10 protein-coding genes and 3 pseudogenes are annotated in these 11714 nt (G+C 60.4%); 7 read left to right on the top strand and 6 right to left on the bottom strand.

All coding sequences use genetic code 11. The annotated features are described in order from the left end of the window. Window positions 1–16: 16 nt before the first annotated feature. The 3 genes and pseudogenes from BLS81_RS20210 to BLS81_RS20200 form a co-directional block, all read right to left on the bottom strand. A pseudogene (locus BLS81_RS20210) lies at window positions 17–777 on the bottom strand (IS5 family transposase). 418 nt (window positions 778–1195) lie between these two features. After that, on the bottom strand, window positions 1196–1783 hold the full coding sequence (locus BLS81_RS20205; RefSeq protein WP_093226597.1) for a D-sedoheptulose-7-phosphate isomerase: 588 nt from the start codon (window positions 1781–1783) through the stop codon (window positions 1196–1198). A 52-nt stretch (window positions 1784–1835) separates the two neighbouring features. Continuing rightward, complete coding sequence (locus tag BLS81_RS20200; protein ID WP_256326366.1) at window positions 1836–2801, bottom strand: polysaccharide biosynthesis/export family protein; 966 nt, start codon at window positions 2799–2801, stop codon at window positions 1836–1838. Between the two features lie 570 nt (window positions 2802–3371). Between BLS81_RS20200 and BLS81_RS20195 the strand changes: the two genes are divergently transcribed. The 5 genes from BLS81_RS20195 (at window position 3372) to BLS81_RS20175 (ending at window position 8090) form a co-directional block, all read left to right on the top strand. Then, a complete protein-coding gene (locus BLS81_RS20195; protein ID WP_256326365.1) occupies window positions 3372–4493 on the top strand; it encodes a KpsE/RkpR family capsule polysaccharide export protein in 1122 nt (373 codons plus the stop codon). Window positions 4494–4500: 7 nt separating this feature from the next. After that, a complete protein-coding gene (locus tag BLS81_RS20190) occupies window positions 4501–5298 on the top strand; it encodes an ABC transporter permease (protein WP_093226594.1) in 798 nt (265 codons plus the stop codon). Continuing rightward, a complete protein-coding gene (locus BLS81_RS20185) occupies window positions 5295–5960 on the top strand; it encodes an ABC transporter ATP-binding protein (RefSeq protein ID WP_093226592.1) in 666 nt (221 codons plus the stop codon). Before BLS81_RS20190 ends, BLS81_RS20185 begins: the two co-directional genes overlap by 4 nt. Window positions 5961–5994: 34 nt before the next feature. Beyond that, window positions 5995–7260 carry a glycosyltransferase gene (locus BLS81_RS20180; protein WP_093226591.1) on the top strand — a complete coding sequence of 422 codons (1266 nt, stop codon included), beginning with the start codon at window positions 5995–5997 and terminating at the stop codon, window positions 7258–7260. Between the two features lie 68 nt (window positions 7261–7328). Further along, complete coding sequence (locus BLS81_RS20175; protein WP_093226589.1) at window positions 7329–8090, top strand: class I SAM-dependent methyltransferase; 762 nt, start codon at window positions 7329–7331, stop codon at window positions 8088–8090. Between the two features lie 232 nt (window positions 8091–8322). Here BLS81_RS20175 and BLS81_RS20575 read toward each other — a convergent pair. Then, a pseudogene (locus BLS81_RS20575) lies at window positions 8323–8424 on the bottom strand (ATP-binding protein); the annotation flags it as partial. Window positions 8425–8476: 52 nt separating this feature from the next. Here BLS81_RS20575 and BLS81_RS20170 point away from each other — a divergent pair. Beyond that, entirely contained in the window at window positions 8477–9133 is a 657-nt protein-coding gene (locus BLS81_RS20170; RefSeq protein ID WP_256326364.1) for a helix-turn-helix domain-containing protein, read from the top strand. Here BLS81_RS20170 and BLS81_RS20165 read toward each other — a convergent pair. Both BLS81_RS20165 and BLS81_RS20160 read right to left on the bottom strand, forming a co-directional pair. Beyond that, entirely contained in the window at window positions 9084–10160 is a 1077-nt protein-coding gene (locus BLS81_RS20165) for an IS5 family transposase (RefSeq protein ID WP_093226588.1), read from the bottom strand. The genes BLS81_RS20170 and BLS81_RS20165 overlap by 50 nt on opposite strands. 113 nt (window positions 10161–10273) lie before the next feature. After that, window positions 10274–11433, bottom strand: a protein-coding gene (locus tag BLS81_RS20160; protein ID WP_093226586.1) for an IS3 family transposase whose coding sequence is annotated in 2 segments (ribosomal slippage) — window positions 10274–11169 and window positions 11169–11433 — 1161 coding nt in all. Because the reading frame shifts where the segments join, the coding sequence is not laid out codon by codon here. A gap of 85 nt (window positions 11434–11518) precedes the next feature. On the opposite strand from BLS81_RS20160, the pseudogene BLS81_RS20570 reads away from it, so the two are divergent. Further along, window positions 11519–11698, top strand: a pseudogene (locus BLS81_RS20570) (IS630 family transposase); the annotation flags it as partial. Window positions 11699–11714: the final 16 nt, after the last annotated feature.

The following is an 11714-nucleotide window of genomic DNA, read 5'->3' as shown; positions in this document are numbered from 1 at the left end:
CTAGGGCACAGACTCATTATGCGTTGCACCAGAGGCGTACGCAGACGAGCTTGATGGCCGCTAGGAAGTTGGCTGCATCCTTATCATAGCGGGTGGCGATGCCACGGAACTGCTTGATCCTATTGAAGAACCGCTCGACGAGATTGCGTTGGCGGTAGAGGTAGGAGGAGAAGGCGAAGCGCCGCTTGCGGTTGGAACGGTTGGGAATATTGGCCCAGATGTCTTTTGCCTGCGCAGCCTTGCGGATGGCGGCGCTATCGTAACCCTTATCGCCGAGCAGAGTGGCTCCCTTGGGAGCGGCTTCGATCAACGCCTCGGCTTCCCGAGCGTCGTGGACCTGCCCACCGGTCACCCGGAGGTCGACAGGACGTCCATCAGCGTCGACAAGAGCATGGAGCTTGGTTGTAAGGCCGCCCCGGGAACGTCCCACGCCATGATCTCCGGCCCCCTTTTTTTGCCCGTCGCACCGTGTTGGTGGACGCGCATGCAGGTGGAATCGATCATCACCAACTCGCCGTTAAACCCGGCAGAGACTGCCGCCAGGAGCCGGTCCCAAACGCCAGCTTTGCGCCAGCGAACGAACCGATTGTAACAGGTTGTTGACGGCCCGTAGCGTTCTGGAATCTCCGCCCAGGGTGCGCCGGAACGGAACCGCCACAAAATGCCGTTCAGCACGCGACGATCATCAACGCGAGGCACTCCGCGTGGCTTATTTGGCAGCAATGGCCCGATGATCTGCCATTCTTTGTCCGTCAGTTCATAGCGACGCCGCGTCATACGCCCCTCCGTTTTCGAAGGGCGCCTGAATCACGCGAATGCCAGCAGCTCAACCAATTTTATGAGTTCACGCCCTAGCAATCCCGGCTCGGGGGCTCGGGTTCTTCAAGCTTGGCCGTTCCGCGCTCTATCGCGCCTGACATTCAGCTGGGCGATGCGCCTCCGACCCAAGCCGATGCATTCGCCATGGCGCGCCGCCGAGCGAAGGCAGCTGAAATCGCCACGACGTTATGAAACCACACCTTCCGCGCCGCGGCGATAACCACGTACCCCAAGAGCCGCTGCACTCCGTAGAACGTCGCGGCCATGGGGCGCCCACGGCTCGATCAACACGACCGAACCCTAATCGCCGCCGCTACGACATCACGCTCGCCGAAGCGGAACGGGTGCGGTCGTGAATTTCAGGGCGCAAGGCCATCTATCCGTCGACAGGGACTGGACGGAATTGCTCATCCAGTGCCGCGCATAAAGCATGATAGATCAGAAGATGCGCCGTCTGGATCCGGTCCGTCTCTTTGAGCGGAACCACGACGGCCAGATCACTCAGTGGGGCGAGCGTACCGCCATCACGGCCGAGCAAACCGAATGTCGTGGCGCCGACCGCCTTGGCAGCCTCAAAGGCACGAACGACATTGGTGGAGTTACCCGACGTGGAGATACCCCAGACGATATCGCCAGGGTGCGCCAACGCTTCAACCTGACGGCTGAACACCGTCTCATAAGAGTAATCGTTGCTCCAGGCGGTAAGGAAGGAGCTATCGGTGGACAGCGCGATCGCGGGCAGACCCGGCCGCTCGATCTTGTAACGACCGATCAGTTCCGCCGCGATGTGCTGAGCGTCCGCCGCCGAGCCACCATTGCCCATGATGAGGAATTTGCCACCACCCCGCAATGACGATGCCAGTCGCTGCGCGATCGGGTCGATCCCAGAGAGAAATTGCGGAGTGAGAACTTCTTGCAGCGCAGAAAGTGAAGCTGCGACTTCATTACCTATCAAAAACGACATCTTATTTCCTGTATCTTCATCACGGCAGGACGCTTTATTTCCAGTATCTTCATCACGGCAGGACGCTGATCGTTGTCGCTGCCGGAAGTAGGGTCGAATAGATCACATTAACGAACTTCTGGAAATCAGCCAACGGTGCATTCGAGACGTAAAGCACATCCTTGTCACGGATCGGAAAACTCTGAGCGATGAAGAACATGGCAGGATCCTTCATATTGATTCGATAGATCACCGGAACCTTGCCGTCCGGCGTGAACTTTGCCCCTGCGATATCCTCGGGAGACAGCGCGGAAGGGTCTTCAAGCCGGAACAGGAATACGCCCTTCACGTCGGCGCGGGAATCCTGAAGGCCGGCAACGCGGCCCAACGCCTGCACCAAGGTTATGCCCGTTGCCTCGAAGGAAACTTCCTCGTTGCGGTTCGTGGCCCCTAACGCGACGAAGCTGTACGGCTGGAACAACACCGTCATGACATCGTCGGGCTGAAGAATGACATTCTGCTGAGGATCACGAATAATAGCTTCGAGCGGCATCGATGCAGTCTGCGCACCACGCGTGATCCGCACCATGGTCTTGTTCACCGGCTGCCTGGTACCGCCGGCATTTGCCAACACGTCAAGCACACGCTCGCCTCGCGCAGTGAGCGGCACGCGGGTACTTCCCCCGACGTCGCCAACGACAGTAACTCCTGCAGTGGAATTGCGAACGAGACGTACGATAGCTTGTGGCTGGTGCGCCTTACCCGCAAGGCGCCCTGTGACCTCCCGCGCAATGTCCTGCGGTGTGCGTCCAGCTGCCTGGACGCTGCCAACGAAGGGCACCACAATCCGCCCGTCACTGTCGACCATCTGTTCGGGCAACGAGGTGCCTCGAGCAGTCGCACCGGAGGAGGATAATCTTGGATCGGCGGCCATGGCGCCGAACAAAACCGCAGGCGGGGCCTCCCAAATTGCAATGTCGAGAACATCTCCCTTGCCGACAGCCGATCCGATTGCGTGTCCTTCACCCAGAGTCTTCAAGAACCCGGCCTTGCGATCTGACGCGAGAAGTCGACGCGAGACCCTGTCGCTCACATCTATGACCTTGATATTATATCCATTTTTCGTGTCAATCGAGGTCCTTCCAACGCTCCGTGCCGAGGGACCGCTAGCTGGCGCGATGGCGCAACCCGAAAGCGCCGCGGCAAGACAGGCCACGACTACAGCCCGAGAAAATAGATGCGCTTCTTTCATGATAATTCAGACAATTGCAGGAGGTGAAGCTTGGCGTGTCCCAGGCAAGTCAGCCCTATGGAGCATGCGCAGGCCCAGATCAAGGAATCCTGTCCGAATCGCAGCGCTTTTCAGCGGCATTGCCGTCGCTGCCCGCCACGTCTACAACCTTCATTCGGTTCGCGCTAGATTTCTCCGCATTCCAAGGCAACCCCATTCGCCACAGGCTGGACGCCCGAAAGGATGACAGCTAGAAGCCGGCAACACTCAACCGAGGGGTCACCTCGAGACGATCTGACGGACGCACCCCTTGCCTGCCTGGAGAAGCCTCTTCACGCTGGCGCGGTTTGCCTGAAGAACATGCCACCTCAAGCGCGAATGCAATTTCGACTTATGAATTCAATATTAAAAAAGATCATTTCGGCAGGCCCGTTGTTTTGGATAACGGTTTTGATCCCGACCTTATTGTCGATATTGTATTTTGGAATATTCGCTTCCGATGTGTATTTATCGGAATCGCAGTTCGTGGTTCGCAGTCCTGACAAACCGTCGACATCCGGCCTCGGTTTGCTACTCAAAAGCAGCGGCTTCGCCAATGCCGGTGACGAGATCTACGCGGCGCAAAATTACGTGCTTTCGCGCGACGCGCTGCAAGCGCTCAACGAGCGGCAAGCGTTTGCCAAAGCCTATGGCGCCCCCTCGATCTCCATATTCGACCGCTACAATTCAACGGGCATGGCTGGTCACTTTGAGGATCTCTACAAGTATTACGAGAAGAAGATCGACGTTAAATATGACACGTCCTCCTCAATCCTCACGCTGACAGTCCGCGCCTATACCGCCCGCGATGCACGCCGCTTCAATGAGCGCCTGCTCGAGATGGCTGAGGCCACGGTCAACAAGCTCAACACCCGCGGCCGCCTGGATCTTATCCGCTTCTCACAGGCCGAAGTGGAAGAAGCCAGAAAGAAGTCCCAGGATACCGCGATAGCCCTGGCCCTCTACCGTAACCGCCAAGGTGTGGTCGATCCCGAGAAGCAGGCGACGATCCAGCTCCAGATGATCTCGAAGCTGCAGGACGAATTGATTGCAAATCGCACACAGCTGCGTGAACTGCGCGCCCTCGCTCCACAGAATGCCCAAATCCCATCGCTGGAGGTCAGGGTCAAAGAGATTGCTGACGAAATTGATGAGCAAACCGGACAAGTTGCCGGCAGCAAGCGATCACTTTCGTCGCAGGCGATTCAGTATCAACGCCTGCTACTCGACAACATGTTTGCGGAAAAGCAACTCGCCAGCGCGATGGCTTCCCTCGAGGACGCCCGCAATGAGGCCCGGCGCAAGCAGGCATACGTTGAGCGCATTGTCGAGCCAAACCTGCCGGACGACGCTCTCGAGCCGCGTCGCTTGCGCGGCATCCTGGCAACGCTTGTCCTCGGCCTCATCGCCTGGGGTATCCTGAGCATGCTGTTGGCCGGGATGTTGGAGCACAAGGACTAAGGCGCCCGTGGCACACTCGAAGCTAACCACCATCGGCCACAGCGCAAGCGTCCAGTGGCGTGTGATCCATGCGCTGCTGATGCGCGAGATCCTGACCCGCTACGGTCGGCACAACATCGGCTTCCTCTGGCTTTTCGTTGAACCGATGCTGTTCACCACCGGTGTCACCCTTCTGTGGACGCTGGCAAGATCAGTTCACGGTTCGAACCTGCCGATCGTCGCATTCGCATTGACTGGCTATTCGGCAGTGCTGCTGTGGCGCAACATGCCCTCGCGCTGCATCGGCGCGATCGAACCCAACCTGTCCTTGATGTACCATCGCAATGTGCGCGTCATCGATATCTTCCTGGCCCGCCTGATTCTGGAGGGCGGTGGCGCAACGATCTCGTTCGTCACACTGTCGCTGTTCTACATCTCGATCGGATGGCTCGACCCGCCAGAAGACATCTTGACCATCGTGATGGGGTGGCTGTTGATTGCCTGGTTCGGCGCCAGCCTTGCCATTTTCCTCGGGGCCCTTTCCGAGAAAAGTGAGTTGGTGGAGAAGATCTGGCACCCACTCTCGTACCTCACTTTCCCCCTATCCGGGGCCGCTTTCATGGTCGATGCCCTCCCCGCCGAAGCCCAGCGCTACGTGCTTTACGTGCCGATGGTAAACGGGGTCGAATTGGTGCGCGAAGGGTACTTCGGCGCCCATGTCCACGCTCACTACGATATTCCCTTTCTCATCACCTGCTGTTCCGTTCTGACCTTGCTGGCTCTTGCGCAGGTGACCGTGGCAAATCGTGAGATCACGCCAGAATGATCAGGCTAGAAAACGTTCACCAGGTTTATCCTACGCGCTCGGGCGACCGCGTGGTACTGAACGATATCTCGTTCGATCTCGATCGCGGAGAGAAGGTCGGCATTCTGGGCCGCAATGGCGCGGGCAAATCCACACTTATCCGACTCGTGAGCGGCGCGGAGCGACCGACTGCGGGAAAAGTCACCCGCAACATGTCAGTATCTTGGCCGCTGGCGTTTGGGGGGGCGTTTCAGAATAGCCTCACCGGGCTCGACAACGTGCGCTTCATCAGCCGCATCTACAATCAGCGCACTGAACACAATATCGACTTCGTGTACGACTTCACCGAACTCGGCAGCTACCTGCGCGAACCGGTGCGCAATTATTCGTCGGGTATGCGCGCGCGCCTCGCCTTCGCGATCTCGATGATCATCGAATTCGACTGCTACCTGATCGACGAGATCACCGCCGTCGGCGACGCAAAATTCTACGAGAAATGCGAGGAAGAGCTGTTCGGCAAACGCAAGGACCGCGCCATGCTCATCATCTCGCACGACCTGGAATACGTCAGGCTGCACTGCCAGCGGTTCGCCGTCCTCCACGAGGGCGACCTCGTGTTCTATCCGAACTTTGATGAGGCGCACGAAGCACACTTACGCAACCTCCACATCGGAGAAGGATGAGAAGGCCGCCCCGCCCGGCGCTTCTGCACGAACCATGCGCATTTTCCTTGAACTTCTGCCCCATCGGATAGAGCAGGCGCTGAACTGGCGCGGGCTGCGCGTGGCGCGTGCGGGCAGAATCCGGCGGCGGACTGCCCCCGCCCCTGTCCTTCTTCGCGCCGCAGCCTCGCCCGGCAGACCTCGGCTGTTCATCGACATGGCCGTCATCAGCAATCACGATGCGAAAACCGGTATCCAGCGGGTCGTGCGGGCGTTGGCGTTGGCGCTGCTCGATGAGGCGGTCGGAACCTGGGACATCCGCTTCGTATCGGCCCGGCGTAAGCGGCGCTACTTCGAGATCCTATGGCCTTTCCCCGATGCCGCACGGCCGGTCGGGCCAGAAATGAGCGCGCGACCTGGTGATGCTTTCGTGGGGCTGGATTATTCGCTTGACGCGGTACGCCGCCACCGTCGCCAGCTTGGCCGGTTTCGACGTGACGGTGGCGCGCTGTGGTTCTTGGTTCACGACCTGCTACCGCTCGACCGTCCGGAATGGTTCTCGCGCAATACGGTGATCCGCTATGGCGCCTGGCTGGGGGTATTGGCCGGCTTGGCCGACGGCTTTTTCTGCAATTCGCACCAGACCGAAATCGAACTTCGTGACGCCCTTGGTCGCGTCCACGGCCTAGAGCGTGGTTTTCGCACGCAGATTCTGCCGATGGGCCATGCGATCCTTGAGGCGCCTGACGTCCCTCACGGCGGCCCCGTGGCACCGCGCTTCGATACCACCGTGCCGTTCGCGCTCATGGTCGGTACGCTGGAGCCTCGCAAAGGACACGCCGATGCTCTTGCAGCATTCGAGTATCTTTGGGCGCGTGGCGCGCCGGACAGGCTCGTTCTGGTTGGACGACTGGGCTGGCAGGTCGACGCGCTGCGCGACCTCATCGTCAACCACCCGGAATACGGTGCGCGGCTACTGTGGTTCGACGATGTCACTGATGCCGAACTCTTCGCAATCTACGATGCGTGCACGGGCGTTGTCATAGCTTCGCTCGGCGAAGGTTTCGGGCTGCCGCTGATCGAGGCGCTCGGCCATGGCAAACCCGTTCTCGCACGCGACCTGCCGGTGTTCCGCATGCACGAGGGTCGCGGCGTACACTTTTTCCCTGCCGACGCTTCGCCGCAAGTATTGGCTGATGCAGCGCGAACCTGGCTCGATGCTGTCCAGGCAAATGAGATCCCTGTCGTCGCCCCCACCCAGGACTGGCGCGTCTCGGCGCGCATCTTATTGGCTGCGCTTAGCGCGAAGAACTTGCGATAACTCTGCAAACGCAGGACGAAGATACCGCTGAATCAGACCGAACGTTTTCTACGAGGTTAGAACAGTCTATGCTGAAGCGTATAATATCCGGCCTCCGTTCGGAAAAGCCGATCCGGGATACCGACCGCGACTGGCAGATCATTGGCGAGACGGAACCGTTCTTCGGCGTCCTGACCGCTGACCGGTTCAAGCGCGAGAACCTGGACGAGAATGCCCGCAGGGAATTCTTCCGCTCTGGTGAAGGTGACATCCACCACTTCATAACGCGCATGCGCGAGGCTTTCGGGCATTTCGAGCCTCGTTCAGCGCTCGATTTCGGGTGCGGGGTCGGTCGCCTCACCGCCCCCCTCGCTGCATTGACCGGCGCCGCCACCGGGGTCGACATCTCCTCGGGAATGCTAGCCGAGGCCCGCAAGCACACCCATCCCCGCCTGCGCTTCCTCGACGCCATTCCTATCGAGCAGTTCGACTGGGTGGTTTCGGCGATCGTTCTTCAGCACATACCACCCGACCGCGGCTACGACATCCTCGCCGAACTGCTCGGTCGGGTAGGGCCAGACGGCGGGGCCACCATCCAAGTCATGTTCGGCAGAACCGTCCGTCACGAAAATTCTATCGGTGCCCGCCTCATCATAGACGGCGAGGACGGCGTGCGCCCACCCGCGCCCTTCAGAACGCGTCGCAAGATCCCCGAAGGCGTGATGATCATGCACGATTATGATCTCTCGCGGGTTGTGGGGCTGTTCTATCTTGCGGGCCTCAAGCGGCTTTGCCTCGATCATATCGATCACGGCGGCATCATCGGCGCGACGATCTACGCCCGCAGGTAATTACCCCTCCCGTGGCTTCTGCCATGGGGCGGTCTCCTGATCAGGGGCTGGTCTCAGCAACTAACCCTTCTCATTAGAGCGTGATGTGTTTAGGTTTGTGCGTATCCTGCGGATTTCGACGATGCCGCCCGTCTATTCCGAGATGATCGCGCCCGGCGTTCCGGGATGATCGCGCCCACCTGAAGGGTCGTTTGGTCGATGGTGCGTGGTTGGCATTTTTGGCGGTGGAACGTCAACCTGCGGCGGTCGGCTTTGCCCGGCGCAAGGAGTCGCCGGTGAGTTCGATACGGTGGGCATTGTGAAGGAGCCGATCCAGGATCGCGTCGGCGTAGGTGGCGTGGAATGCAAAATCCACCACGTCACACGACCGGCAGACGATAGCCCGCATGATGCTCGACCGCGTCGTCGTCCAGGTGTTCGGAGAAACCGAACGTGCCGAGATAAAATGCCATTGGGCAGGCGAGATCGTGACGACGCATCCGATCATCCGAACCGTAAGACGCTTTGAACAACTGGAACATCACGACGAAATCCTGGATCGTATCGCGGCGCTGCGTGCCGAAGGGGCGACCGCTCAGCAGATCGCCGACGATCTCAATGCGAAAGGCTGGGCGCCCGCGAAGAAAGCCACGTTCGATGGGCTGATCGTCCAGAAGCTGCTGACACGAAAGGGCCTTCAAAAGAAGCGACCTATCTGGTCCGGCAATGTCCCCCGGCGAAACGACGACGAGGTCACGCTACAAGAGCTCTCGGAAAAGCTCGGAGTGCATCGTCAGACCGCCTATGGTTGGCTCCGTCGCGGAAAACTCAAAGGACGCTTTGCCAAAGTCGGCACCCAACGGATCTGGCTCGTCAGCCTGTCTCAAACCTGGGCACCTCCATTTACCCGAAGATCTGATCGGATGTGGGCAGGATGGCTGCGGCTAGGGATATTCCGGTTTTTTCGCTCGATATTGTTGTATTTCGTGGGCTTTCCCGTGATTTTGGACGCAGCTATCCTGTTGCTGCGCGCCTCTCGTGGAAGATCAGCTGGTGCATGTTGAACGCCAGATTGGCGAGCGTGATCTTGGCCTCGGCGCGGGCAATGCCGATGGTACGGATGAACAGACCCATTTTCGCCTTTTGATGCGCGAAGACATGCTCGACCCGGGCCCGGACCTTGGATTTTGTGGCGTTGCCGCGCCGGACATTCTCCGGCATCGGCCTGCCCTTGGGCTTCCTGCGATGGATGCGGCTGACCCGGCCCTGGGCCTTCAACCAACGTTCGTTGCTCTGACTGCGGTAGGCTGTATCGGCCCAGACGTCGGAGGCGGTATTGTCGCCTGTCACCACGTCGCGCAGCATGCGCCCGTCGTAGCAAGCGCCGTTGGTGACTTTGCCCTTGCGGATGAAGCCGGAGGAGCGGCAGATCGAGATGCTGCTTTTGTAGCCGAAGCTCGGGGTCGCAATATCCGGCTGCGGCTTGCCATCGGCGGTCGGCCTGGCCTTGGCAAACTTCAGCGTCCAGCGCGCGTCGGTGTCTTTCTGCCGTGCTTTGGCGGGCTCGTCCGGCCAGATCTCGGCAGCGCTCTTGCCCTCCTTCACCGCTGCCTTCTCGGCCTCGGTGTTCCGCTGCTTGGGTGCCGCCACCAGCGTGGCATCGACGATCTGTCCGCCCATTGGCAAATAACCCCGCGCCTTCAACTGACGATCAAAATCGGCGAACACGGTGTCGAGCGCGCCGGTGGCGGTGAGCCGCTCGCGGAACATCCTGATCGTGTTCGCATCCGGCGTCGCCGCGCCAAGATCAAATCCCAGGAAACGCAGCCAACTCAGCCGGTCGCGGATCAGCCATTCCATGCGCGCATCGGACACGTTGTTCTGCGCGGCCAGCACCAGCACCTTCAGCATCACCACCGGGTCATACGGCGGACGACCGCCCTTGGTGCCGTCGGAATAGGCCAGCGCAGCCACCAGCGTCGGCCGAAACGCTTCGAAGTCCACCACCCGCTCCAGCACCTCCAGCGGATCGCCGTCCGCCGAAAGCCGCTTCATGTGGTCCGATAATCCGAAAAGCCCCGCTTGTCGCATCGTGCGCTCCCCCTGCCACGACCCAGGGAATCATCCCAATGCCGTTTTGGCCAGTGGTAAATGGAGGTGCCCACTGAGGTGGTCCCGCCTTCTTGGACAGTTTGGCGGCTGAGTTAAGCTAATCCCGGTTGTCGTTCATGCCCCCCATGATCTGATTGCCCCATCCGCCGATAGGCCTCGACCGGGGTTCTCCCGGCCAGTCCCGAGTGCGGACGCTGGGTGTTGTAATAGGTGATCCACCGGCCAAGGCCAGCCCGCGGCTCGGAGCCGGTCTCGAAGGCGTGGAGATAGACGCACTCGTACTTCAGGGATCGCCAGAGGCGTTCGATAAAGACGTTGTCCATCCACCGGCCCCGGCCATCCATGCTGATGCGGACCTCGGCGTCGCGCAGCGCGCTGGTGAAGGCGTAGCTGGTGAACTGGCTGCCCTGGTCCGTGTTGAAGATTTCCGGCTTGCCGAACCGGGCCAATGCCTCCTCCAGCGCCGCGACACAGAAGCCGGCATCCATCGTGTTCGACAGCCGCCAGGCGAGCACCTTGCGGGTCGACCAGTCCATGATCGCCACCAGATAGAGGAAGCCACGGCGCATCGGGATGTACGTCACGTCGGCGCACCACACGTGATTGGGCCGTTCGATCGCCAGATTGCGCAGTAGATACGGATAGACCCGGTGCTGCGGGTGCGGATCGCTCGTGCGGGGCCGCTGGTAGATCGGCGCCAGTCCCATCTTCGCCATCAGGCGTCGCACCCGACGGCGACCGACCTCGTGCCCGGCACGCCGCAGGTGCCGCGCCATCTGGCGGCTGCCGTACCACGGGCAGTCCAGGAACGTCGCGTCGATCACTGTCATCAGCGCCAGCGTCTCTTCCGTCTCCAGCACCGGGGCATAGTAATAGGACGAGCGGCTGATCCGCAGCAGGCGGCACTGCGCCGTGATCGACAGGCGGTGGTGAGCAGCTTCGACCATCGCCCGCCTCCGGTCCACGCTCATCGACCGAAGGCTTTCGCTAAAAAATCCCGCTCGACGACCAATTGCCCGATCTTGGCGTGCAGCCTTTCGACCTCGCCCTCGCTGACGGCCTTAGCCACATCGCCAGCCCCGGAGAACGTGCCTGCCATCCCGTCGATGGCCTGCCGCTTCCAGGACGCGATCATCGTGTGGTGCACGCCATGCTTGGCTGCCAGTTCCGCCAGCGTCAGGTCGCCCCGGATCGCTTCCAGCGCGACCTTGGCCTTAAAATCAGCGCTGTAGCGCTTCCTCGTCGTCTTCATTCCCGCACCAATCCATCAGGTCGGGAGTAGCTTAACACCCTGTCCAGAAAACCGGCACCACCTCACACCTCATTAGGAATCCGGACCGGAGAGTCATCATGACAACACGATCGAAAACGCCTTTGCCAAACTCAAGGCGCTCCTGCGCAAAGCCGCCGCTCGCACCGTCGGCGACCTCACCAGCGCTATCGGCGCCGCCATCGATACCTTCACGCCGGCAGAGTGCGCCAACTACTTCGCAGCCGCAGGCTACGATGCGTACTGAACGGAATCTGCTCTAG

Source organism: Sphingomonas sp. NFR15 (assembly GCF_900103265.1).
GTDB lineage: Bacteria > Pseudomonadota > Alphaproteobacteria > Sphingomonadales > Sphingomonadaceae > Sphingomonas > Sphingomonas pollutisoli.
The sequence above is the reverse complement of the archived record's forward strand: the minus strand, read 5'-3'. Positions and strand labels throughout refer to the sequence as shown.